At 48.5% G+C, this 25364-nt stretch carries 23 protein-coding genes and 2 pseudogenes; 9 read left to right on the top strand and 16 right to left on the bottom strand.

Translation table 11 applies throughout. From position 1 onward, the window contains the following. Positions 1-215: 215 nt before the first annotated feature. Entirely contained in the window at positions 216-1115 is a 900-nt protein-coding gene (locus J7445_RS03120; protein WP_019269929.1) for a LysR family transcriptional regulator, read from the bottom strand. 179 nt (positions 1116-1294) lie between these two features. Between J7445_RS03120 and J7445_RS03115 the strand changes: the two genes are divergently transcribed. Next, positions 1295-2260, top strand: coding sequence for a TIGR03571 family LLM class oxidoreductase (locus J7445_RS03115; protein ID WP_070540573.1), 966 nt, complete (start codon positions 1295-1297; stop codon positions 2258-2260). Between the two features lie 198 nt (positions 2261-2458). Then, positions 2459-4153 (top strand): monovalent cation:proton antiporter-2 (CPA2) family protein, encoded by a 1695-nt coding sequence (locus J7445_RS03110; protein ID WP_244969499.1) that lies wholly within the window; start codon positions 2459-2461, stop codon positions 4151-4153. A 71-nt stretch (positions 4154-4224) separates the two neighbouring features. On the opposite strand, the gene J7445_RS03105 is transcribed toward J7445_RS03110, so the two are convergent. Beyond that, positions 4225-4449, bottom strand: a complete 225-nt coding sequence (locus J7445_RS03105) for a hypothetical protein (protein WP_033002664.1) — start codon at positions 4447-4449, stop codon at positions 4225-4227. A gap of 122 nt (positions 4450-4571) precedes the next feature. Here J7445_RS03105 and J7445_RS03100 point away from each other — a divergent pair. Together J7445_RS03100 and J7445_RS03095 are read left to right on the top strand one after the other, a co-directional pair. Further along, a pseudogene (locus J7445_RS03100) lies at positions 4572-5381 on the top strand (IS5 family transposase); the annotation flags it as partial. Between the two features lie 72 nt (positions 5382-5453). Beyond that, on the top strand, positions 5454-6260 hold the full coding sequence (locus tag J7445_RS03095; RefSeq protein ID WP_209283133.1) for an integrase core domain-containing protein: 807 nt from the start codon (positions 5454-5456) through the stop codon (positions 6258-6260). A gap of 214 nt (positions 6261-6474) precedes the next feature. Here the strand turns inward: J7445_RS03095 and J7445_RS03090 are convergent, their stop codons facing one another. From J7445_RS03090 to J7445_RS03050, 9 genes are all read right to left on the bottom strand, one after another. After that, positions 6475-7134, bottom strand: a complete 660-nt coding sequence (locus J7445_RS03090; RefSeq protein WP_070495266.1) for a phosphoesterase — start codon at positions 7132-7134, stop codon at positions 6475-6477. A gap of 113 nt (positions 7135-7247) precedes the next feature. Beyond that, positions 7248-8030 (bottom strand): hypothetical protein, encoded by a 783-nt coding sequence (locus J7445_RS03085; RefSeq protein WP_029609556.1) that lies wholly within the window; start codon positions 8028-8030, stop codon positions 7248-7250. Positions 8031-8582: 552 nt separating this feature from the next. Beyond that, positions 8583-8993, bottom strand: coding sequence for a hypothetical protein (locus tag J7445_RS03080; RefSeq protein ID WP_016688071.1), 411 nt, complete (start codon positions 8991-8993; stop codon positions 8583-8585). A gap of 1 nt (position 8994) precedes the next feature. Then, positions 8995-11037 (bottom strand): integrase, encoded by a 2043-nt coding sequence (locus J7445_RS03075; protein WP_070656720.1) that lies wholly within the window; start codon positions 11035-11037, stop codon positions 8995-8997. A 2-nt stretch (positions 11038-11039) separates the two neighbouring features. Beyond that, positions 11040-12560, bottom strand: a complete 1521-nt coding sequence (locus J7445_RS03070) for a site-specific integrase (RefSeq protein WP_244969498.1) — start codon at positions 12558-12560, stop codon at positions 11040-11042. Beyond that, complete coding sequence (locus tag J7445_RS03065) at positions 12550-13881, bottom strand: site-specific integrase (protein WP_244969497.1); 1332 nt, start codon at positions 13879-13881, stop codon at positions 12550-12552. Before J7445_RS03065 ends, J7445_RS03070 begins: the two co-directional genes overlap by 11 nt. 95 nt (positions 13882-13976) lie before the next feature. Next, a complete protein-coding gene (locus J7445_RS03060) occupies positions 13977-14492 on the bottom strand; it encodes a single-stranded DNA-binding protein (RefSeq protein ID WP_070656718.1) in 516 nt (171 codons plus the stop codon). Between the two features lie 3 nt (positions 14493-14495). Beyond that, positions 14496-15878 (bottom strand): MFS transporter, encoded by a 1383-nt coding sequence (locus J7445_RS03055; RefSeq protein ID WP_070656717.1) that lies wholly within the window; start codon positions 15876-15878, stop codon positions 14496-14498. A gap of 130 nt (positions 15879-16008) precedes the next feature. Further along, positions 16009-16638 carry a lytic transglycosylase domain-containing protein gene (locus J7445_RS03050; protein ID WP_003756649.1) on the bottom strand — a complete coding sequence of 210 codons (630 nt, stop codon included), beginning with the start codon at positions 16636-16638 and terminating at the stop codon, positions 16009-16011. Between the two features lie 251 nt (positions 16639-16889). Here J7445_RS03050 and ppx point away from each other — a divergent pair, with 251 nt between their 5' ends. Continuing rightward, positions 16890-18398: an exopolyphosphatase gene (ppx, locus tag J7445_RS03045; RefSeq protein ID WP_070656716.1), complete on the top strand. Its 1509-nt coding sequence runs from the start codon at positions 16890-16892 to the stop codon at positions 18396-18398. 149 nt (positions 18399-18547) lie between these two features. Here ppx and argB read toward each other — a convergent pair whose 3' ends face one another. Further along, positions 18548-19438: an acetylglutamate kinase gene (gene argB, locus J7445_RS03040; protein ID WP_070656715.1), complete on the bottom strand. Its 891-nt coding sequence runs from the start codon at positions 19436-19438 to the stop codon at positions 18548-18550. A 30-nt stretch (positions 19439-19468) separates the two neighbouring features. Beyond that, positions 19469-19654 carry a pseudouridine synthase gene (locus J7445_RS03035; RefSeq protein WP_070656714.1) on the bottom strand — a complete coding sequence of 62 codons (186 nt, stop codon included), beginning with the start codon at positions 19652-19654 and terminating at the stop codon, positions 19469-19471. A 92-nt stretch (positions 19655-19746) separates the two neighbouring features. Here J7445_RS03035 and J7445_RS03030 point away from each other — a divergent pair, with 92 nt between their 5' ends. Both J7445_RS03030 and lgt read left to right on the top strand, forming a co-directional pair. Beyond that, positions 19747-20877 (top strand): M14 family metallopeptidase, encoded by a 1131-nt coding sequence (locus J7445_RS03030; RefSeq protein ID WP_070656713.1) that lies wholly within the window; start codon positions 19747-19749, stop codon positions 20875-20877. A 112-nt stretch (positions 20878-20989) separates the two neighbouring features. Continuing rightward, positions 20990-21844: a prolipoprotein diacylglyceryl transferase gene (gene lgt / locus J7445_RS03025; RefSeq protein ID WP_070656712.1), complete on the top strand. Its 855-nt coding sequence runs from the start codon at positions 20990-20992 to the stop codon at positions 21842-21844. A gap of 18 nt (positions 21845-21862) precedes the next feature. Here lgt and J7445_RS12425 read toward each other — a convergent pair. Then, positions 21863-21988: pseudogene (locus J7445_RS12425) on the bottom strand (IS5/IS1182 family transposase); the annotation flags it as partial. A gap of 164 nt (positions 21989-22152) precedes the next feature. On the opposite strand from J7445_RS12425, the gene J7445_RS03020 reads away from it, so the two are divergent. Beyond that, complete coding sequence (locus J7445_RS03020) at positions 22153-22299, top strand: hypothetical protein (RefSeq protein ID WP_003767024.1); 147 nt, start codon at positions 22153-22155, stop codon at positions 22297-22299. Between the two features lie 127 nt (positions 22300-22426). Here the strand turns inward: J7445_RS03020 and J7445_RS03015 are convergent, their stop codons facing one another. Next, positions 22427-23023, bottom strand: coding sequence for a LemA family protein (locus J7445_RS03015; RefSeq protein ID WP_070656711.1), 597 nt, complete (start codon positions 23021-23023; stop codon positions 22427-22429). A 191-nt stretch (positions 23024-23214) separates the two neighbouring features. Continuing rightward, positions 23215-24312, bottom strand: a complete 1098-nt coding sequence (locus tag J7445_RS03010) for a metallophosphoesterase (RefSeq protein WP_070656710.1) — start codon at positions 24310-24312, stop codon at positions 23215-23217. Positions 24313-24445: 133 nt separating this feature from the next. Between J7445_RS03010 and J7445_RS03005 the strand changes: the two genes are divergently transcribed. After that, entirely contained in the window at positions 24446-25354 is a 909-nt protein-coding gene (locus tag J7445_RS03005) for a Dyp-type peroxidase (RefSeq protein ID WP_070656709.1), read from the top strand. Positions 25355-25364: the final 10 nt, after the last annotated feature.

The raw sequence follows: 25364 nt of genomic DNA, 5'->3' as shown, positions 1-25364 counted from the left end.
TTGTCTCTGTGAAATGATGGATTGCGCGCCAATTATAGACCTTATCGATTTATTTTTACATGAGACCTTTGCAAAATCCCCCAAAATCCCACCAAGACATTTAGGGGATTTTGGGGGATTTTGCAAAGGTCTCAGGCCGTCTGAAACCCGGAATTAGGTTTTCAGACGGCCTTTTTTGTTTTTCAGGCAGCTTTTTTGGAATGGCCGGCGGCATCTCAGACGGCCTTCCCCCACGCTTCCCCCATCATATCCACCAACGCCCGCACTTTGGGCGAGAGCTGTTTGCGGCTGGGGTACACCGCCATCACGGGCACGGGTTTGGGTTGGAAATCGGATAAAACGCTTTTCAGGCTGCCTGAATCGAGGGCGGTTTGCACCAGATAATGCGGCAGTTGCACGATGCCGAATGCGGACAGCGCGAGTTCCAGCAGGGCTTCGCCGTTGTCGGCGCTGAAGCGTCCGCAGCCCTGAAAGGCGGTTTCTTTGCCTTTTTGTTGAAAACGCCAGCGGCTGACGCGGCCGCCGTGTAGGAAATGCAGGCATTGGTGGCGTGCCAAATCGTCGGGGCTTTGCGGCGTGCCGTGTTGAACGAGGTAGCCGGGGGCGGCACAGGTGAGCATTTGCTGGCTGCCGACGGTGCGGGCGATCAGGCTGTCGCATTGGGGCGGATTGCCGTTGCGCAGGGCGAGATCGTAGCCGTCTGAAATCAGGTCGGCGTAGTCGTCGGTGAGCGAGAGTTCGATGCTGGTTTGCGGATAGCGGTGGAGAAAATCCGCCAACAGCGGCGGCAAGATGGTTTTGCCCAACACCAGCGGCGCGCTGATTTTCAGACGGCCTTGCGGCTCGATGCTGCGTTGGGCGAGGCATTGCTCGGCGTTTTCCAGCTCTTCCAACACGGCGGTGCAGCGCTCGTAAAACAGCCGCCCTTCGTCGGTGGGCGCAAGGTTGCGCGTATTGCGCTGCAAAAGGCGCACGTTCAACCGCGCTTCAAGGCGGGCGATGCGTTTACCGATGGTGGAACGCGTGAGCCCGAGTTGTTTGGCGGCGGCGGTAAACGAGCCGCTTTTTACGCTGGCGACAAAGGCGGTCATATCGTTGAGATTGTTGAGTTCCATAAATTTTTCTTGCGCAGATCGGGCATTTATGCCCGACAAATACAGGTAAATTTAAAAATGTCGGGCATCAATGCCCGACCTACATTTGGTATTTTCTTGCCCGAGATTAGGGAAGCACATTCCCGAATAAAACAAATATACTTCATCCCGTGCAAAAACTCATCACAAGGAGCAAAACAATGACTGCGCTGAAATTACCCGAACGCCTGCAAAACCATCGCGGTTTCGCCCGCACTTTCCAACCGGGCAAACTCACATTGGGCCTGATTGCGCCCTTCAAAGGCTATCCCGACAGCCCCGTGCCCGAAATGGACGACTTCGCCACCGTGATAAAAGCCGCCGACCAAAGCGGCATTGCCACGCTGTGGGTGCGCGATGTGCCGTTTTACGACCCGAGTTTTGGCGATGTCGCGCAGATTTACGACCCGTCGGTAACGCTGGGTTATCTCGCCGCGCTCACCCAAAACGTTGCGCTCGGCTCGGCGGGCTATGTGTCGCCGCTGCGCGAACCGGTGCTCACCGCCAAAGAAGCCGCGTCGGTGGAACAAATCAGCGGCGGCCGCTTCCTGCTCGGCTTGGCCAGCGGCGACCGCCCCACCGAATACCCCGCCTTTGCCTCCGATTTCAACAACCGCGCCGAACGCTACCGCGAAGCGTGGCAAATCATCCGCCGCCTGACGCAGGAAAAATTCCCCGCGTTCAATAGCGAACACTACGGCAGATTCAGCGGCAATTTGGACTTGGTGCCCAAACCCGCACACGGTTTGCCGATGCTCGCCATTGGCCGCGCCCGCCAAGAGCTGGAATGGATTGCCCGCGAAAGCGACGCATGGATTTGGTACGGCATCGCCCCCGAAAAACTGGGCGACATCGTCAACACGCTCAAAGAATTGGGCGACGGCGAAACCTGGAAACCCTTTGGCGTGGCGAATTTCGTCGAACTCTTGGAAGACCCGAACGCGCCCGCCGAGTTCTACAATAACATCTACCTGCGCGGCGGCGCCAAAAGCATCGTCGAGTTTTGGCAGAAACAGCAGGCCGACGGCGTGGCACACATTACCGTGAACTTAAAACCCACACGGCGCGGCGCGCTGGAAACCATTCAGGATTTCGCCGAAAACGTGATACCGCATTTTGCGGTGTGAGATTTGGGGGTTTCAGGCTGCCTGAAATGCTAAACGCCGTCTGAATCCATTTTTCAGACGACTTTTTTGTGTTACGGCGATTTTCCTTTATAATACAAAAATTTTTATGAATTAACAAAGGCAGGAATTATGGCAGTAGAAGCAGCTGACGGCGATTTATTGCACGTGGTGGTGTTATTGGGGGCGGCGGTAGTTGCCGTGCCGTTATTTAAACGTTTAGGTCTAGGCTCGATTCTGGGTTATTTGGCTGCGGGGCTGGTTATCGGACCCTTCGGATTAAAGCTCGTTACCGATTCCCACGCTATTTTGCATATTGCGGAATTCGGCGTGGTGATGTTTCTGTTTTTGATCGGGCTGGAAATGAAGCCGTCGCATTTATGGAAATTGCGTAATCAGATTTTCGGCTTGGGTACCCTGCAGGTGACGTTTTCCAGTCTGTTCCTTACCCAAATCGGGCTGGCTTACGGTTTTTCTTTAGTGATGTCGTTTATTTCGGCGGTAGGTTTTACACTCACCTCCACCGCAATGGTCATGCAGATTATGGACGAACGTCATGAAATCAGCACACCGCAAGGTCAGCGCATTGTCTCCATTTTGCTGTTTGAAGATTTGCTGATTGTGCCCATGCTGGCGATTGTAGCATTTCTAGCACCCGATAATCCCAATGCCGTTGCCGATGCCGTACCGCTATGGCAGAAAATCGGTGTTGCCGCGCTTTCTTTGGCAGCGTTGATTGCGACAGGTATTTGGCTGCTCAATCCGCTGTTTAAAATTCTGGCAAAATCCAAAGCACGCGAGGTGATGACTGCCGCCGCGCTGCTGGTGGTACTCGGTGCGGCTTATTTAATGGAGCTGGGCGGTCTGTCTATGGCGATGGGTGCGTTTCTGGCGGGAGTGCTGCTGTCGGAATCCGACTTCCGTCATCAGCTTGAAGCGGATATCGAACCGTTCCGAGGCCTTTTGCTCGGGCTGTTTTTCTTAGCTGTCGGGATGTCGCTGGATGTGGCAACGGTGCTCAATAACTGGAAGGTAATTCTTTCCGCCACTGTACTGATGATTATCTTGAAATGCCTTGCCATTTATGGAGTGGCGCGTTTTGCCAAAGCAAGCCATCGCACCGCGATACACCGCGCCGTACTGATGTCGCAGGGCGGTGAATTCGCCTTCGTATTACTCGCCTCCGCTGCCGTACAACGGGCGATTAATGCGGAAGTGCTAGCGAATATGACGGCAATCGTGGTGCTCTCCATGATTATGACACCCTTCAGCGTTATGCTGTTCGACCGCTATTTCAAAGAACCCCGCGCAGCTGCGGCAGTGGATGATGTGGAAGAACATGCGGACGAACTCAACGGCAACGTGCTGATTATCGGATTCGGGCGCATGGGGCAGGTGGTCAGCCAAATGCCGCTAGCCTACGGTGCCACCATTTCCATTCTGGACAACGATCCCGACACCATCAACGTCGCACGCGAATACGGTTTCAAAGTCTATTACGGCGAAGCCACCCGCGCCGACGTGCTGCATGCCTGCGGCGTAGAACACACCGACATCGTAGCGGTATGCGTGGACGACGGAGAAAGTGCGGTCAGAATTGTGGAAAATATTCATCATATCAACCCGAACGCCAAGGTGTTCGTGCGCGCCTGGGACAGACGCAATGCGCTGGCCCTAGTGAAAGCGGAAGCGGATTTCGTAGTGCGCGAAACCTTCTATTCTTCCATGAAAATGGGCGATGAAATCGTCAAGGCATTGGGTGCTAGCGTGCAGGAATTACGTGCCATACACGACAAAGTACGCGACGCCGACAAAGAACGCTTCGCTTTGGAAATTGCCGGCAAGGAATTTGAAGGGCGCAGATTACTATTGGGGAATATAAAGAAAAATTCGTAAAATAGACCGCACTTTTGTAGCTGCAAGCGATGGAATTTAAGCGAAAAATTGCAAAAATTCCACCGCACTTTTTACGCCCGTTCGGAACGCAGGCGGTGTTGGCGGATGTTTTTCAGCAGGCGGAACAGTTCCGCCCACGCGGAGCGTTTCGGCTGCGGGGTGTTGCCTGTGCCGATGAGCTTCATTTGATAAGCATACCAGCCCAGTTCGAGAAAGCCGCCGAGCTTGCGATCGATGAATCCCAAGCCTGTGCGGACGGCGGGCAATTCCGCTTTTGCCAATCCGCCCGATAACATCCGTTGCGGCAAATCGGGAATGAGTGCAAATAGTATTTCAGACGGCCTTTTAAGGTTTCTACATCTATATTTTAGTCGGCGAACTGTTTTTTCATTCGTTCGCGTCGCTCTTGCGCTTCTACGGACAATGGCACAGCCTCTCCGATCCCGAACTCGAACACAGCCTCATCACCCGCATCGATTTCAACCTGTTTTGCTGTTTTGACGAGTTGAGCATCCCCGATTACAGCACCTTATGCCGCTACCGCAACTGGCTGGCGCAAGACAACACCCTGTCCGAACTGCTGGAACTGATTAACCGACAACTGACCGAAAAAGGCCTAAAAGTAGAGAAAGCATCCGCCGCCGTCATTGACGCCACCATTATTCAAACTGCCGGCAGCAAACAGCGTCAGGCCATAGAAGTTGATGAGGAAGGACACGTCAGCGGCCAAACCACACCAAGCAAAGATAAAGATGCCCGTTGGACAAAGAAAAACGATTTATACAAACTCGGTTACAAACAACATACCCGCACCGATGCGGAAGGCTATATTGAGAAACTGCACATCACCCCCGCCAATACCCATGAGTGCAACCACCTGTCACCTTTGCTGGAAGGGATAGCCGAAGGTACGACCGTCTATGCCGATAAAGGCTATGACAGTAAGGAAAACCGGCAACATCTGAAAGAACATCAGTTGTTGGACGGCATTATGCGCAAAGCCCACCGTAACCGTCCGCTGACGGAAAATCAAACGAAGCGTAACCGGTATTTATCGAAAACCCGTTATGTGGTCGAACAAAGCTTCGGTACGCTGCACCGTAAATTCCGCTATGCCCGGGCAGCCTATTTCGGGTTGATTAAAGTGAGTGCGCAAAGCCATCTAAAGGCGATGTGTTTGAACCTGTTGAAAGCGGCTAACAGGCTAAGTGTGCCTGTTGCCGCCTAAAAGGCGGCCCGGATCCCTTATTTGTAGAAACTAGTAGCGTTGTTTACAGTATTTCCAGGAGAATACTGAAACATGAACATGCACAAAAACACCCGTCTCACCCCGCACCACCGCCAAGCCATTTGGCTGGCCTACACGCAGGGGAAGGAAAGCGTCACCTCCCCGGCACGCCACTACCAAGTCAGCCGCATCACTATTTACCGCGCACTTAAAGCCGCAAGAGGCAGACTGCTCAAACCCCAAACCAGTACCAACAACCGTTTCAAACAGGCAAAGTACGGAATGAAACGCCTGGCCAAGGTAGAACGCGGCATTCAGGAAAAACTCAAAAGGCAGACCAAACGCTACAATAAATCCTACCCTGGAGAGCCGGTACATCTCGATACCAAACGGCTGCCGCTGCTCAAAGGGCAGAAAGCCACCGATAAGCGGGATTACCTGTTTATCGCTATCGACGATTTTTCAAGGGAGCTATACGCCGCCATTTTGCCGGACAAAACCGCAGACAGTGCCGCCAAGTTTCTGACCGAACACCTGATTGGTCCCTGCCCATACCTGATTGAGTGCGTTTACTCCGACAACGGTACGGAATATAAAGGCTCGGCCAACCATGCTTTCGGTGTAGCCTGTTACGAGAACGGGATTGGTCAAAAGTTTACCCGGGTTGCCCGTCCGCAGACCAACGGTAAGGCGGAACGGGTTATCCGTACCCTGATGGAGATGTGGCATGAGAAACAGTCGTTTGACAGTCCGGAACATCGGCAAAAGGAGTTGTGCCGCTTTGTTAATTTCTATAACACTGTGAAGCCGCACCGCAGTTTGAACGGCGATACGCCGTTTGAGGTCTTGCAGGCTTATTTTTCTCAACCTGTGGTGTAAACAACGCAACGTTTTCCTACACAACAGGAGGGACAAGCAGTTTACGCTTACGCCTGTGCCGTTAAACGAGATCATTCATTTCATGCGGGACACTTGGCGGTATTGCTGATGCAAAAAGGACGGATTGAAAACCCGTCCTTTTGTTTTGCCGACTGTTTTTCAGGCAGCCTGCACTATTCAAGGCTACCTGAAAATTCATCTCTAAAATAAAAGCTCATTCATTCAATGCTGTCAATCTCGCCCGAACTTTTGCAGCCGCATCTTCCGTGCTGTTGCCGACAATAACGTTTTGCTTGTCGTCGAAATACTGAACGGCAGGGAGGTCGCGCAGGAAGCTGTCAATATCTTGTTCGGTCAGGAAACGGCCGTGCATATCCCAGCCGACATTGAGGGCACGCCCTTTGACGGCGGCCATGCGGTCGTGCAGATGGCCGTAGAGGTGGTATAGGCCGTGGTGGATGCCGTCCCATTCGTATAAGGGATAGTGGCACAAAATCGCGGTATTGCCGATTTCGGGCAGTTTGAGCCGCAGGTAATGGCTGGCGGACGAGAGCAACGGATGGCCGTCGGCTTTGCGCGTGTTGAGGAAATGTGCTTCGTTTTGCCGAATCAGGTAGTCGTGGTTGCCGTAAATCAAATGGTGTTGCCCGTTAAGCCGTTGCAGCACGGCTTCGATGTGTGCGGGCTTTTTGGCAAAGCAGACATCGCCGAGGTTGTACACAGTGTCTTGCGGGGTAACGACGCGGTTCCAGCAGTCGATCAGGTATTCGTTCAACTCGTCGGCGTTATCGCTTTGCAGGCGAAATTGCGGGCAGTATCGGGCGATGTTGGGATGGGAGAAGTGCCAGTCGGCTGTGAAATAGGTTTGAGGCATGGGATACTCGGTTTCTGGTCATCTGACAATGAAAAATAAGGTGCAGGCTGCTTTAGAGGTCGTCTGAAACGGAGTTGGGGCGATAAAAAGCAGCCTGCACTTTTTTTGCCCGCCTATCTGCCGGTCAATACCAACCGTTGGCAGAAGGCTTCCCAATCGGCAAGGGGCACAACGCGTTTGCCGTCTGCTAACCGGTGCACATCGGAAGCGCAGGCGGTGTGCCAATAGGTGTAAAACGGTAGTTTGGCGATGTCGGCTTCCGGTACGGCAGGGGCATTGTCTTGTCCTGGCGTATGCACAATCGGCAGGCCGAAATAGCTGTATTGGCCATCTGCGGCTTTGTCGCCTGTGTGGCCGGTTTGGCCGCGGTGTCTGCCGGTACGAACAAACCGTCGGCAGAATGCGTTCCAATCGTGCAGAAACACGGCGGCTTGTCCGTCTATCAGGCTTTGGGCCGAACCGATGCTGCTGTCCCGCCAAAACAGGTAGAACGGCAATTCGGCGATGTGGCGTTCCATGACGACCGGACAATCGCCCTGTCCTGCCGGCTGCATCACCGGAACGCCGAAACAGGCGGTTTCAGGCAAGGTATGTGCAGGCTGCATGAAGGCGTTTTGCAGGATAACGGCCGCTTCGGCAGGGTCGATACCCAAACAGTCGATGGCAGGCTGCAAGGTTGCAGGCAGGTCGCAAAAGCAACCTGCACCTTCCGGCAGGCAATATACCGAGTTGTGCGTATGAGCCAGCGGTGCCGCCCATAGGGTAACGGGCGAGGTGCGGATTCGGCTGCCTGCGGTAAAACGTCCCGAACCATCTTGGACGACTGTGCCGTACACCACGGCATACTCGGATTTACCGGGCGTGTGGTAGCACGTGAATGTCCAGTCGGTGAGCATGCAGGGGGATAGGGTGCTGTCGTGGGGATGTTCGGATGAGATGGGGGTGTTGGGCATGGTTCATTCCTGAAATGGCGGGGTTTAGACAGCCACAGTCATTGCGAGGTATGCAGATTGCCTGAAATTTCGCGTTACACTTCAATCGCGCTCCTGTTCCGATAACCAGTTTGGACAATTATTTTTGGAATACCTTTGGGATTAATGATCATGCAGCAGTCTTAAATTTTTGCATACATGGCCGCGTGCTTGTCTCCGGCAAGACGTGAGCGAAGCTGAGCGAATCCATATTGTTAACAAAATTAAGATTTAGTGGAGGCTGCTGCAAGCTGCGGTGCGGGCTTGAGCGGAAAGTAGTTCAGTATAATAGTGTTTGACGCGCCATTAAACTGCTGTATCTCTCTGCCCGGAAGAAGTAGATGTTGACGAAAATTGTCTTCTACTCTACCCATCAAGAAGTTTAATAGGTGTGAAGAGATTGTCTGAAAATTGATTTTCAGACGATCTTTTGTAGAGACTACTATAGTAAAAATAATTTACCTTACATCCTATAAATTACCTACGTTGACGGTTAACAGCAATAAGAGGCTTATTTAAAGTAACTTGGGTCATACCATGCATATATGCATTATATTGCCATACAATAAATTGCTGTTTATATCGCTCATTAATTTCTTCCAAACGTTGTACCTGAGCTTTTAAATTCTTAACTTGCTTTTGCAGATAATCCATTGTTACATTCGGTTCTGGGTTAGCTTTTGCTTTTTCTTTAAGCTTCTGTTTTTGTTTACTAAATGCCTCTTGTATATCTGGATAATTAGCTAGTGATTGTCTTTCAATACTCTTAATATTCAATAACTCTGAAACTTTAGAGCAAAGTAAATTCCATGTTAACTTCCCCTCCCAGGTTTTAATCAACATAATGATATCTTCCAAATTTTCTTCTGTAATAAGAATTTTAGGCATACTACATCTCCATTAACCTATATAAATCATCATCAAGTTTAGCCGTTTCTGGTTTTAGAATGTCTACATCCATTCCTTTTTCCTGTAAAGCTAATTTAACTGGGGAAGGGTCATACTCATCAGGAATTCGTAATAATGATCCATTTGGAATTTCCCTATTTTCTAGAAATGCAATTTTAGTTTTTATATGTGTTAATCTCCATCCCAAATTACTTATCCACCGATCTGCACCAAAAACACCTAATTTATGATGCTCTCTCGCTTTATTAAATTGTTCTGTAAGTTGAATTTCTCTAAGCTTTAATATTTCTAAAGATGATTCTAATCCTTTAATACAAACGAGTTCTTTACATGTTTCACAATCCCCATGGCGAGAACATGGCGACATTGCATAATCATGCTCACAAATGCCTATTTCTGTTATAGTTGCAATTCCAATTCTATTTTTTCCTAAGTCTTCATAGGTTACTGGAAGATTTAAATGAATTTTATCTAACAGTGAAGCATCCTCGGGAATAAGTAAATTCCGAACTGCTTCACTTTTTTCTTCTTCTGTCCTGTGATCATAAGCCTTATTATCTGCAATTCTAGCCCTCCCTGCCCAGTTCGCTAAAGTTAATTCATCCATTCCACCTCTCTCAGCTTTTGTACTTAACCAATGCCTTGCATTGTGTGATAGCAATCTAACAAACTCTCCTTTCGAAGTAGTTATACAATGCTTTTCCCATAATGATGTTTTAGGGCGTGTATCAGAATAGCAGAATCTATCATTAATAAGATTTACTGTTGGTAATATAAAAGAAAATTTTTTAGGGAGAAAATTATCATGAAATTCATTTTCTCTGAATAATAATAAGGCTTCAGAAGCTTTAACGTTTTTATTTTTATCAATATATGGCCAGTAATTGAATTTTGAGGTATATTTTTCGTATAAGTATTTCCCTAAAACATTGGGAGTTATAACACCACTATTTTCTTTCATTAACTTTTCAAACCACTTAGTTTTAATCCCATGCTTTCCATTAATTTCTAAAACCTTACCTATTTCTATTTCAGTTAAAGGTTTTTGAGGTAAATAATGGGATACTTGCATACCTTGATCTGGTGATATCATTACCGTGTTCGGATTTTCTTCCGCAAACTTTGCTGCTTTTCTTGCTAAAGCTCCTATATCTGTTAAACGTTTGACTGCTTCAATAATCACATCTTGCATGCTACTAGGAACCCATTTCAAACCCTCTTTTCCATTTTTTGCAGGTATCCATCGAATACCTAATTGCTTATTTCCTAGGCTATCTTCTTCCCATTCTAAGCAATTAACAGATAAAGACATCAACTCAGAACAACGAGATGGAGCAACCATAAGTAGAGCCATAACTGCTGTATAATACTCAGTTTCTTTATCTAAATTTGGTGCATCATGAAAGAGTTTGGCTACCAACATCATTTCTTCATCTGTTGGCATTTTACTTGAACGGTATTCTTTTCCTCTTTCATCAAGCAATATCGTTAAATCTCTAGGACGTTTATATGGGTTATTCCATAAAGACAAATTTGGAGTAATACCATTTTCACGACAAAAATCAAATAACTTCTCAAGTTGATATCCTAATTTATTGACTGATTCAGTATCTTTTTTATATTTTTTCAATACAAGGGTTTCAACTTCATTAATGACTAAATTATCGAGTTGTAATATATCGCAATTGTCTTTTACATTGTATAAAGCCATTTCAACCATACGTAATGACTCAAGATGCCGTGATAATTGACGAACTGGTTGCTGAGAGTAAACATAACGAATGTATGCTTTAGCAAAATCAATAAATGGTTCAGATAACGGCTCATATTGATAGGATGTAGATTTAACCCTATCTGTGGAAAAACGAACTTGAATGTTGTGAAGATTAAAGGTATCTCTCCATTGATTATTGTCCCAACAATCACTTCCGAAAGCTGTAAGTTTGTTTCTACAGAAAGTGATAAAATTTTCTAAACTGGATTTTGGATTCTCATGTACTTGGAAAAAAATTGTATTATTCATAATTAATGAGCCTCCATATTTTTTTTCATTTCATTACACGCTTGAACAACATATTCAACAGCCAATATAATACGATCCTTAGAAGATGCATAATCTATACTTTTAGTTCTTCTTAAACGTTCTTCTTTCTCTTTATACAGTTTATTTAATATTTGTTGATGTGGACCATCAACCAAAGGTCTAAATTTAGGACATAAATAACAAGTCTCATAACCAGTTATACAAAAATCATTCGTCCCACATGCGCCTATAGTATCTACTCCGTTATTAGTTATTAAAGATGTTGGATCAAATCCTCTCTCACTTTCATTCAAATTAGAAATAATTCTGCCAACGAATGCTTGGGCTAGTTTTCCCATTTCAGCACCCATAACGCGATCAATATATTGCACTGTATCCGCTGTATTTTCAGTATAGACTTTCACATTTTGTGTATCTGAGTGATCTAGTAGTTCTGCTATAATCGCTGCACCAACTCCTTTTCTCCCTAGGTTAGTCCCCCTTGTATGACGAAAACGTCTTGCATTAACATGAATAATTTCACCTGTTCGCTCTGAAACAGCTTTTTGATGTATACAGAATTTTCGTAATACATTTAGTTCTAATGAAGAGCTCGAGTAATGAAAAATATCTAATTCTAATAATGAAAGATCAAAATTCCTATTTTTTATATTATTCTTCAGAAAACGCCAATCAATAAACATTGGTAATTTCATTTTATAATCTGATATAAATGTTTCATCAACTAGGCTAAGCAATTTTTTATACTGATATTCTAAAAAGTTTAAGAGAACTAAATACAAGTCCTCTGTAATAGCAATCTTTTTAAATGTTTTTCTAAATAACCCACCTCTCTTTTTAGCACTAGGTATATTTAGGAAATAATTCCATGTTCCTTGAGAAGCTTCTTTTTTCAAGTCTTCAAATTTTAAATGTCGTATTTGAATAGGTCTTCTTGCAGTAGCTTGAAGTAAGTGGATATATGTATATGTTTCAAATGAAATAAGATCTTCTTTCCAAAGTCTAGCCAGCTCTGTCATTAAAGCTAAAATTTCATTTTCAGTAAATGCTCCCGTATAAGGGCATCTCATTATTACCGATTTACCTTTATCATTTCCACTCAAAGTAAAGCTTTCTAGTAGAGATGCAACAGCTTTATCAACTCCATAATAACCATACTCGTACCACGAGAGCAAAAAACCTTTTAATGAACCTAAATACCATTCACGTTCTTTTCCTAATTTATTTTTCCAATCCAAGATTATTGGCACGCTAATATTTTCTAATCTAGTTGAAATTACTAATCGTTGGAACTGTTGGTACATGTGAGATACGTGATAACTTGAATATTTTTCGGCATATATTGCTAATGTCTTTCTAAACCCTTCTAATGTTTTTTTATTAATTCCTAATATGTGTTTAGAAAAATTAATCTTTATTTCTTTGCTTATATGCCAAGAATTTTCGTTTTCATCAAATACATATCCATCTCTAGATTGTCTAATAATTTTATTATGATTCATAATCATCAACCTTTTTTTGAAACTCAATTTGAAGTTCTAATAATATCTTGTTAGCTTTTTCTCTAATATAACGTTGATTATAGAAATTACCTGATTTTTCTGACGTATGCCCCATGAGATGCTGTCTTATTTTTGCCTCTTTTTCAGGGGAGATAAAATCTTTATGGGAAGAATCATGATTTAAATTTTTATTATTCTTATCTACTTTTCGTGAAAAATATAAGTTCCATTCATGACGAAAAATATGCGGATGAATAATAGAGAATCTTGGATCTACCTTTTTCATCGTTGGTACAATAACGTTGTCAAAAGAACTTGTACTAATTGGACTCCCTTGAGTTTTTCCTTTTCGATGAGTTACAAACAAATATGGATGTGTATTCGCATTGGGAACTTTAGAACGATAATTCATAATATAATCATTAAGTAGTTGAGCTATCTTTTGTGATATTGGCAAGCGCCTTTCTTTAGTTTTACTAACTGCCTGAATTTTTCTTGTGTCAAATTTATCATCATGCGTTCGCTTTATTGTAACCGATGGTTTAGCAGTCCCTATATCGATAAATGGTATTTGAAGTGATAATAGTTCTCCTCTTCTAATTCCTAATTCTTTCAGTAAAATAAACATTAAATGGTTTCTTTTTCTTATTCCGATATCTTGAAACGGATTATTAGGGTTTGAAAAGTTCGCAATAGACATAAACTCATCTAACAATCCATCGGGTAACTCACTTTCTGGTTTGATAGATAATGCTTTATGATTCTTAGGTCTTACTCCTTTAATTAGCGTAAGTAATTTTGTTAATTTTTTGATATATTCGTTAGATACACTTATTACTTTAGATAGAAATAATATGTATTCTGAAAGTGTTGTTAGCCTATTATATTGGTGACTAAGGGATACAGACGAGTAAATATCAATAAATTGAGTTCGACCTTTCATTGACACACTTTTTTTTGTACTAATTACATTTTTTTGCTTTTTTACATTTAGTCTCATATGTTGAATAAGAGATTCTAATTGATTTTCTGTTAAGAGTATCTCTTTATGAATTAGATCACTAATAACAAGATTATTCTCTTTTTCCCAGTTCATTAGCCATTGTATGGTTCCTAGTTTATTTCTAATGGTATTTACTGCGGATTGATTACGTAGTTCTACTGTTACCCATAGGGTTGAATAAAAATCAGGTATACCAGTTTTCTCATTAACTAACAGGGAAAAGCGTTCTCCATTTGAAAACAGGATTGTTTCTAGTCTATACATATCTACTAAATTTACAGAGTTAATATATATAAATACTAACAAAGAAGATAACAAAAGTCAAAATATGTGTAAAAAAAGAGAAACCTTGCTATATAAGGTTTCTCTGGGTTTTGATGATTTATTTTTTACAAAATTCAAGTATACAGAATTCAAAAGGGAATATCGTCGTCGATGTCTTCAACTGGAGCAGCCGGTGCGGCGGGAGCTTGGCGGCGGGGGGCTGCGGGAGGCTCTTGGTTTTGCGGGGCGGCTTGGTATTGTTGTTGCGGCGCTTGTTGTTGGTAGCCGCCTTGGTTGTAACCGCCGTCGTCGTAAGGTGCGCCGCCGCTGTTGTCGTTGCGGCCGCCGAGCATTTTCATTTCGTTGGCGATGATGTCATATGCGGTACGTTCGATGCCGTCTTTGCCTTGGTATTTACGGCTTTGGATGCGGCCTTCCAGATACACTTGGCTGCCTTTTTTCAGGTATTGTCCGGCGATTTCGGCGAGGCGGCGGTACATGGTGATGTTGTGCCATTCGGTACGCTCTACGCGTTGACCGTTGCGGTCGTTCCAAGTTTCGCTGGTGGCGACGCTGAAATTGCAGACGGCTTCGCCGTTGGGCATGTAGCGGACTTCGGGGTCGCGACCGAGACGGCCGATAAGGATGACTTTGTTTAATGACATTTTTTAAACTCCTGTGATGATGTTTTCGGCGGCCTCTTGGTCAAATCCTTTTTGCAACGCCTTGATGTAAATGGTTTGTTTGTCTGCGCTGAAGGTAATGCTTTCGACGCCTTCGACTTGGGACAATGCTTGGTAGAGCGAATCGTGTTTTTCCTGCCATGCGGGGCTGACGGGATAGCTGAGGTTTTTGACGGGTTTGGGCGCGGGCGCGAGTACGGCGATGACCAGCCATAGCAGCATCAACGCGCTGCAAAAGGTGAAAACGCCTGCAAAGCCATATTGTTGGAACAGCCATCCGCCGCTTGCTCCGCCCACAAACAGCCCGACGGACTGCATGGTATTGTAAACGCCCATTGCCGTGCCTTTCAAATCGGATGGCGCAATCTTAGACACCATGGACGGCAGGCTGGCTTCCAATACGTTGAAGCCGATAAAGTAAACAATCAGATAGGCGGTAATCAGCCAAATCGAGTGCATGCCGAACAATAAGCCGATTTGCGCCGCGGCGATGCAGGCGATGCCGAGGATGAAGACTTGTTTGAGCTTATTGCGGGTTTCGCCGATGATGATGAGGGGGATCATAATCACCAGCCCTGTAATGGTCGAGGGCAGATAGACTTTCCAATGCTGGATTTTTTCCAAACCAAGCTGCGTCATGGCAAAAGGCAGGGCGGTGAACAACGCCATTTGTGCGGCATGCAGCGCGAAAATGCCGAAATCGAGATTGAGAAGCTGGCGGTCGCGAAGGACTTCGCCCATGCGCGAGGGCTGCGCCTGTGTGTCTTCGTGCAGCTTGGATACTTCGGGATCGGGGGTCATCCAAGCGACAACGCCTATACTGATGACGGTCAGGATACCGGTCAGCATAAACAATCCGGGAACGCCGATAATGTCGGCAATCATTGGGGCAACCACAAGGCTGACGGAAAAGGTCAAGCCGATGCTTAAGCCTATCATCGCCATTGCGCGGGTACGCACGCCGTCTCGGGTCAAGTCGGCAAGCAGCGCGGTAACTGCGGCACTGACTGCGCCCGCCCCTTGAATGGCGCGCGCGGCAACCAGCATGGGCAATGAGTTGGCGGCGGCGGCGAGAAAACTACCGGCGGCAAAGACAATCAGTCCGACATAAATGGTTTTTTTGCGTCCGAATTTATCAGAGGCGATGCCCAAAGGCAGTTGCAGCAAAGCCTGTGTCAATCCGTAGATGCCCATTGCCAGACCGACCAAGGTTTTGTTGTTTTCCGCGCCGGGCAATGAGGCGGCGTATAAGGACAAAACGGGGAGAACCAAGAACATCCCCAACATACGCAGTGCGTAAACGCCGGAGAGGGTGGTGCTGGCACGCCATTCGTGCGGGAACATTTGGATGCGGTTGTCTTTTGCCATAAACGGTTTTTCAGACGACCCCGTAGGATTCAGAGGTCGTCTGAAATTTTGAAATTGATAGATGTGCGGATTATACAGGATTCAAAAGGGTTTGCATTTGCACAGACCGCAGCCGTCTATAAACCGCGGTTCAACCCCACTGCCAACGGTTGCGCCACGCGCCTAAGACGGCGTTGGGATATTTGTTGCTGCCCAAGCTGCCGTTGAAGCGCGCCAAAGCGCGGACGATGTTGCCTTTTTCGATATTGTTGTAATGGCGCAGGATGGTGCAGCCGTAGCGCAGGTTGGTGCGGATGTCGAACAGGTTGTGCGAAGGTTTGCCGATATAGTTTTTCCAAAACGGCATGACCTGCATCAGCCCGCGCGCGCCGACGCCGCTGATGGCGTATTGGCGGAACGCGCTCTCGACTTCGATCAAACCCAAAATCACTTGGGTATTCAAGCCCGCGCGGCTGCTTTCGTATTGGATGTTGACCAGCAGGCGGCGGCGTTCTGCCGCATCGGGAACGTAGCGGGCAAGGCGGGAGGACATCGCCGCCAGCCAGCGTTCGCCTTCGTTTGGATCGGCAAACACGAGACGCGGCGGATTGACATTGTTGATAGAGCTGCGCATGACCGAAGCGACATCGTCGGCAAGCGTTTCTTCACGTTGCGCGCCGGCGAGCGCAGCGGCAGGGCTGAGCAGCAATGCGCCGCCTGCCAGTAAAAAGCGGCGGCGGGACGGGGATTCGGGTGTGAGGATAAGGTTTTCCGTTTTCATGTGTAGTGTCATTCGTTTAGTCGGTTTAAAGGTCGTCTGAAAAACCTATTTTCGTTTTCAGACGACCTTTTGACGTTTGCAAAGCGGATATTATAAGAATATCTCCGTGCAGAATCAAAGGCAGCGTGCATCATTTATAAATGGATTGACCTGAAGCAGAATTGCGGCGGTTTAAAGTTGATTTGCGATATTGTCAATCAACGGCGGGACAGAGTAACATTAGACCTTCGTTTATCCACCGGTATTTTTTCATGACCACTACGCCTACCAACGTCCTGGCATCCGTCGATTTAGGTTCCAACAGCTTCCGCCTCCAAGTTTGCGAAAACAACAACGGACAACTAAAAGTCATTGATTCCTTCAAACAAATGGTGCGCTTTGCCGCCGGTTTGGACGAACATAAAAACCTCAGCGAAGAATCCCAAGAACGCGCCTTGGACTGTTTGGCAAAATTCGGCGAACGGCTGCGCGGGTTCAGACCCGAACAAGTGCGCGTCGTGGCGACCAATACCTTCCGCGTAGCAAAAAATATCGCCCAATTCCTACCTAAAGCCGAAGCCGCACTGGGCTTCCCCATCGAAATCATTGCCGGCCGTGAAGAAGCCCGTCTTATTTACACCGGCGTCGTTCACACCCTTCCGCCCAACGGCGACAAAATGCTCGTCATCGACATCGGCGGCGGCTCAACCGAATTTGTTATCGGCTCCGACCTGCACCCGCTCGCAACCGAGAGTCTGCCCTTAGGCTGCGTCACGTACAGCCTGCGTTTCTTCCAAAACAAAATCACCGCCAAAGATTTCCAAGCCGCCATCTCCGCCGCACGCAACGAAATCCAGCGCATCAGCAAAATGATGAAGCGCACAGGCTGGGATTTCGCCATCGGCACATCCGGCACCGCCAAATCCATCCGCGACCTCATCGCCGCCGAGTTTCCACAAGAAGCCGATATCACCTACAAAGGCATGCGCCATCTTGCCGACCGCATCATTGAAGCCGGTTCCGTCAAAAAAGCCAAATTCGAAAGCCTCAAACCCGAACGCGTGGAAGTGTTCGCTGGCGGACTGGCGGTCATGATGGCAGCGTTTGAAGAGCTCGAACTCACTAAAATGACCGTTACCGAAGCCGCCTTGCGCGACGGCGTGTTCTACGACCTGATCGGACGCGGTTTGAACGAAGACATGCGTGATCAGACGACCGCCGAGTTCCAAAACCGCTACCACGTCAGCCTCAACCAAGCCAAACGCGTCGCCGAAACCGCGCAAGCCTTTATGGACAGCCTGTGCCACGCCAAAAACGTAACCGTCCAAGACCTTGCCCAATGGCAACAATACCTCGGCTGGGCAGGCAGACTGCACGAAATCGGACTCGACATCGCCCACACCGGCTACCACAAACACTCCGCCTACATCCTCGAAAACGCCGATATGCCCGGATTCTCCCGTAAAGAGCAAACCATACTCGCGCAACTGGTCATCGGACACCGCGGCGACATGAAAAAAATGGCGGACATCGTCGGCAGCAGCGAAATGCTTTGGTACGCCGTCCTCTCCCTGCGCCTCGCCGCACTCTTCTGCCGCGCCCGCCTGCCTTTGGATTTGCCGCCGCAAACCCAACTGCGCGCCGACGAAACCGGCAAAGGCTTCATCCTGCGCATCAGCCAAAACTGGCTCGAACAACACCCCCTAATCGCCGCCGCGCTCGACTACGAAAGCGCGCAATGGCAGAAAATCGATATGCCTTTCAACGTGCAGCCTCAATAGGATTGAAAATGGCAAAAAGGTCGTCTGAAAATCCGTTTCAGCATTCTCTATGAACGTTGAAACAGGTTTTCAGACGACCTTTTGTGTATTTAGTATTCGGGCATTTACAAGGCCTGCTGTTCGGCAAGCCTTGACTCATCTGCGGGTCGTTATGAACTTTCGCCCAAAATCATCGAGCCTATGCCCGCATCGGTGAAAATTTCCAGTAAAAGCGCGTTGGGCAGGCGGCCGTCGATGATATGTGTCGCTTTAACGCCGTTGCTTGCCGCTTCGACGGCAGAGCTGATTTTGGGCAACATACCGCCGTAGAGCGTGCCGTCTGCGATTAATTCGTTGATACGGCTTGGCGTAAGGTTGGTCAAGAGGTTGCCTTCTTTGTCCATCACGCCGGCGATATTGGTCATCAACAGCAGTTTTTCCGCGTTTAACTCTTCCGCCAGTTTGCCTGCGACCAAGTCGGCGTTGATGTTAAACGCTTCGCCTTTTTCGCCGACACCGATGGGGGCGACAACAGGGATACAGCCGCGTTCAATCAAGCCTTCAATCAGGCGTACGTCTATGCTTTCGACCGTGCCGACCTGTCCGATGTCCACACCTGCCTGCTCGGGCGTATCGACCAGCAGTTTTTTCGCTTTGATGAAGTGGTTGTCGCGTCCGGTGACACCGACCGCGCGTCCGCCGTGTAAATTAATCAGCGAGACGATTTCTTTGTTGACATGACCGCCCAACACCATTTCTACGATGTCCATCGTTTCGCCGTCGGTCACGCGCATGCCTTGTACGAATTCGCCTTTTTTACCGATTTTTTCCAACATTTCATTAATTTGCGGTCCGCCGCCGTGGACGATGACGGGGTGGATGCCCACCAATTTGAGCAAGACGACATCGCGGGCGAAGCCTTCTTTCAAAGCAGGCTCGGTCATGGCGTTGCCGCCGTATTTGATGACGATGACGGAGCCGGAAAAATGGCGGATATACGGCAGGGCTTCGGCTAAAATGCGCGCTTTGTCGGCTGCGGAAATGGAGTGGGATTCGCTCATAATCGTGCCTCATTATTAACAATTTAATCATTATAGCGGATTCGCTTGGAATCGGTACAAATCGGCTCCGCTAGTTTCTTCGGCTTTGCCGTCTTGCCATGATTTAAAGCCAAACTGCCTTATCTTAACGTCAAAGGTCGTCTGAAACAACATTCCGCAACCCTTATCGGTTGAGGATGCGCCCATCGGAATGGTAGAATCAACGGATTCGGGCATATCGGTTTGCCGTCGCCGACGGATACGGTATCGCCCAAACATTTTCTCAAACAACGGTTATCCGGTTTGCCCGATATACCGAGGACTCTCCCATGATTAAAATCAGCACTCAATTTGATGCCGGCTCCGTCGTCGTCAAAGACCTGACCAACCCCGCCAATATCCGCCTCGAGCTGCGTCCGGACAACGCTTCCGATTTCGCCCAATGGTTTTATTTCCGCCTGCAAGGTGCGGCGTATCAAAATTGCGTAATGCACTTTGAAAACGCGGCGGATTCGGCCTATCCCGAAGGCTGGGAAGGTTATCAGGCGTGCGCCTCTTACGACCGGCAAAATTGGTTCCGCGTCCCGACCGAATACGAAAACGGCGTGTTGACCATCAACCATACGCCCTTGTCCAACAGCGTTTACTACGCCTATTTCGAACCCTATTCCCACGAGCAGCATTTAAACCTCTTGGGTGACGCGCAAGGCAGCGGGCTTTGCCGCATCGACGACTTGGGCAGCACCGTGCAAGGCCGTGATATCAATCTGCTGACCATCGGCAACCAAGTCGAAAGCGACATGAAAATTTGGATTATCGCGCGCCAGCATCCGGGCGAAACGATGGCGGAATGGTTTATAGAAGGTCTGCTCGGCCGCCTGCTCGACCCGCAAGACCCGACCGCGCGCATCCTGCTCGACCGCGCCACTTTCTACATCGTGCCGAACATGAACCCCGACGGCTCGGTCTTGGGCAACCTGCGCACCAATGCCGCCGGCGCGAACCTCAACCGCGAATGGGAAACCCCGACTTTGGAAAAAAGCCCGGAAGTATTCCTCGTGCGCGAAAAAATGCTGGAAACCGGCGTGGATTTGTTCTTGGACATTCATGGCGACGAAGCCTTGCCGTTTGTCTTTGTCGCCGGTACGGAAGGCGTGCCGAACTACAATCCGCGCATCGCCGCGCTGGAAACGCAGTTCAAAGCCGCCCTGCTCTCCGCCAGCCCCGACTTCCAAGACGAATACGGCTATGAAAAAGACGCACCCGGTCAGGCAAACATGACGCTCGCGACCAACTGGGTGGGCAACCATTTCGACTGCCTCGCCTATACGCTGGAAATGCCGTTTAAAGACAACGCCAACCTGCCCGACGACGACTTCGGCTGGAACGGTCAACGCTCCCTGCGCTTGGGCGAAGCCATGTTGTCGGCTGTCTTGAACGTTGTCGATGATTTACGATAATTATTTCTCCCCATCACACAAAAGGTCGTCTGAAAATTCAAATCGGGATTTTCAGACGACCTTTGTCGGGCTAAAAACACATAAACCGCCCTTCCAATAAGGAACACACATCATGATGATACATCCGCAGTTTGACCCCATTGCAATCAGTATCGGACCAGTCGCCATCCGCTGGTATGCCCTCAGCTATATCGTCGGTTTTATGCTTTTCCTATGGCTGGGACGCCGCCGCATCAAGCAAGGCAACACCGCCTTTACCCAAGAAATGCTCGACGACTTCCTGACTTGGGGCGTTGTAGGCGTCATACTCGGCGGACGACTCGGCTATATCCTGTTTTACAAATTCTCATACTACCTCGAACATCCGCTTGACATGATCAAAGTCTGGGAAGGCGGCATGTCGTTCCACGGCGGCTTCTTGGGCGTCGTCATCGCCATGTGGCTGTTCAGCCGCAAACACAAAATCAGTACCTTGAAAACCATGGATTTTGTTGCGCCGCTCGTTCCGCTGGGCTTGGCTTCCGGTCGTATCGGCAACTTCATCAACGGCGAACTCTGGGGCCGTATTACCGACATCAACGCCTTTTGGGCAATGGGCTTCCCGCAAGCACGCGCAGAAGACCTCAATGCCGCCGTGCGCAACCCGCTTTGGGCAGAATGGATGCAGCAATACCACATGCTGCCGCGCCACCCTTCGCAACTCTACCAATTCGCGCTGGAAGGCATCTGCCTCTTCATCGTCGTATGGATTTTCTCCAAAAAACCGCGTCCGACCGGACAAGTCGCCTCCCTCTTCCTCGGCGGCTACGGCTTCTTCCGCTTCATCGCCGAATACGCCCGCCAGCCCGACGACTATCTCGGCCTGCTCACCTTGGGCTTGTCGATGGGACAATGGTTGAGCGTTCCGATGATTGTTTTGGGTGCGATCGGTTTTGTCTGGTTCGGTAAGAAAAACCGCCTGAACTGATGCCCAAAGGCCGTCTGAAAACCCAAGCGGGACGCGATATAGTGGATTAACTTTAAACCAGTACGGCGTTGCCTCGCCTTGCCGTACTATTTGTACTGTCTGCGGCTTCGTCGCCTTGTCCTGATTTAAAGTTAATCCACTATAACAAGCGTCCCGTCATCATATCAGCCGCACATCAACCATCCTAACCCGGCACGATTTGCGATTCATCAAACCGAATCGCAAAAAATCTTAAATCCGACTTGGTTTATCCGCCGCCCGATGGTATCTTGGCACACCTTTCCACCCTTTTTTAAAGAGAGCCTAAAATGTCAGAAGAAAACAAAATCAAAGTCAACGACCTGCCCGAAGACAAAAAAGAACAATCTGAAGAAGTCGAGCTGCCCGTAGTCAACAACGAAGAAAAACGCGGCGGCCACAGCGAAGGCGGCTGCTGCGGCGCATGCGGCGGTTGATTCCGTTTTGAAAAACAAAGGTCGTCTGAAAACCATGTTCCAGGTTTTCAGACGACCTTTTTATTGCACGAGGGATGATGACAATAAAGGGGTTCCCATCCAAACTCGTCATACTTTCGAACAAGGATTACGAGCGTGCGAGTAAATGTTTGCTCATTTGAGGGCCATTGTTGTCTTCAAATTTAATCAGGCTTGCTTTGACATGATAACCCAATACTTTCGCAATAATTCCGCTCATGGACTTTCTCAGTATGCGGTTGTAGCGTTCTGCGGAACGGTTGTAAGCACGGCGCGTGGAAACAACGTCGTTTTCAGCCGCATCCAGCATTTCAAGCTGGCTTTTCAACCCTTCGTCGGGTCGTTGTTTTAAGTTTTTTTCCAAAGCTTCTTGCAAGCTTCGGAGCAATTTGTTTAATTCTGCTTCCGCATTGCACAGGCGGGAGAGCGATTCCGGCGAAAAAGATTTGGATGCCTGGCTCAATACCGCTTCTGCATCGCCACAGGCGGACAACAAACCTTTATCCATATCGCCACCTTCGCGCCCCAAGTAGATTTTTGACGCATCTAAAACATGTCTGACTGCCTGGTGCCTACACGCCAAAGCGATACGCAATGCAACGAAAGATTCTTGGTAATCTTTTTTACAACGGCTGAGCTTTTGTTTGAAATTAATCAGCAGAAAGCCCAATATCACGGCGATGAAAATAAGACTAATGATTCCCATAATGCTCATCCTTGATTATTTATTGAAGTAATGTGTTGAGTATTTTGCAGATTTTTCGCGAACGAAAACCAATCCGCAGAGTTGATTTAGTTTGATGGTATTATAGCCCAAATAGATTTTTTTGCCCATAAGTCATAAAAAAGGCCGTCCGAATTTTGCTTCAGACGACCTTTTTCATACACCTTATATCTTCATTTCAATAAATTACTTCCCTTCACATCAATCACCCACACTTCCGACTGCGAACCCAAGCGCAGCGGAATCCCCCAGAAACCGTAGCCGGACGTAACAAAAAAGTGTCTTCCGCCGATTTCCTCGTAGCCGTAGGCAAGACGGTATAAAGTACGCACAATCAGGTTTGCCGGCGCGATTTGACCGTTGTGGACATGGCCGGAAACTTGAACGTCAATAGGCAGCGTGGCGTGCGCCTCGACTTCGGTCGGGCGGTGGTCCATTAGTAAAACAGGCTGGTCGGTATTGTGGTTTTCCAGCAACTGCGCGACAGACGGACGGTCGTGATCCAAATCATCATTGCGGCCGACGAGCAGGAACGCATCGTGTTGCAACACTTGATTGCCGAGTACGGTAATGCCTGCCGCTTCGAGGTCATGACGGATGCGCGCGCTGTCGCCGAACATATCGTGATTGCCCAAAGTCGCGTAAACGCCCAGCGGCGCTTTCAGACGACCTAGATGCGGCTGCATATTCTCTTTGCGGTAGGCATCGACGTTGTCGTCCATCAAATCGCCCGGCAACAGGATTAAATCGACTTTTTCGCGGTTCATGATGTCGACAAGCTTATCCAGTTGCCGCGCGCCGAACAAAATCCCCAAGTGCAGGTCGCTTGCCACGCCGATGCGCAGCGGTTTGTCCATTTTCTTATCAATCACGATGGTCTGATGACGGACGACGGGCGTATAGGCGTTGTACAGCCCAAAGCCGATCAAGCCGAACACAAACAGAGGCGCAAACAGCCGCAGGCTGCGCGACAGCGACCGGCTTGCCACGAATTTGCGCAACAGCAGAAACAGGAGAAACGTCGCCAGTGCCGCATACATCACAAACAGCAGCAACACCATCCAAAACGCCATCATGCGGAACATAAAATGTCCCAACTCCAACAAAAGCCCCGCCAGCAAGCCGTTGGTCACGAAATACGACACGCCCATCAGCCAACGCCTGCCCGCCTTCCCGACCACCGGCGCGAACAGCCATTGCAACGAACGCCCCAGCCCGAACGTGAAAAGTTGGAGCAATACAATCATAATCAGAAACATCGTGCCAAACATAAAGCGAACCTGTTGAAAATCAAAACACAAACGGCGGATTCTATCATAATCCCCCTTTCAGACGAGGTCGTCTGAAAACCTTAAGTGCTATAATACCGCCTGAAAAACTCCATAAAATCCGAAAGGAAACGCAATGAACCACCCCCAAACCGCCATCATTCCCGACCACGCCCAAGCTGGCATATTTATCGAAGCCGACATTCGCGACGGACGCTACGACGACATCAAAACCACCTGCCGAAGCTCGCTTGAAGCCTTGGAGAAACTCAAAACCCGCTTTCCCGAAGATATTTTAGGCATGACCATCGCCTTCGGCAGCGACGCATGGAAAGCGTTCGGACACGCGGAAGAAGGCAGCGAAATCAAGCCTTTTCCCGTCATGGGCAACGGCCTTGCCCCTTCGACCCAACACGATATTTACATCCACATCCAAGCCTACCGCCAAAACGCCGCCTACGCGCTCGCCCAATCCGTCTTTGCCGCGTTCGGCGACAGCATCAGCATCGCCACCGAAGAACACGGTCTGCGCCTGTATGAAGACCGCGGACTGGACGGCTTTGTCGATGGCACTGAAAATCCGCAAGGCGATGAAAACGTCCGCGATGTCGCCATTATCCCCGAAGGCCGACCCGATGCCGGTGGCAGCTACGTCCTGCTGCAAAAATACCTGCACGACCTGAAAAAATGGGATGCCGTACCTGTTGCCGAACAAGAAGCCAGCGTCGGCCGCAGCAAAGAAGCCAACGAAGAATTCAGCAAAGACGTTCGCCTGCCTGATTCGCACTTAGGCCGCGTCAACCTGAAGGAAAACGGCGTGGGTCTGAAAATCGTCCGCCGCAGTCTGCCCTTCGGCAAAATCAGCGGCGAACACGGCCTGATGTTCACTGCCTACTGCCACACCCTGCACAACATCGAAGTACAGCTTTTGCACATGTTCGGCGATGCCGACGGCAAAACCGACCTTCTGCTCAAGCATCTTTCTACTGCTGTATCAGGCGCATATTACTACGCCCCTTCGGTCGAGCGTTTGCAAAATTTATAAAACCGCGTTG

The organism is Neisseria sicca (assembly GCF_017753665.1).
GTDB lineage: Bacteria > Pseudomonadota > Gammaproteobacteria > Burkholderiales > Neisseriaceae > Neisseria > Neisseria flava.
This window is presented reverse-complemented; position numbering and strand designations above follow the sequence as displayed.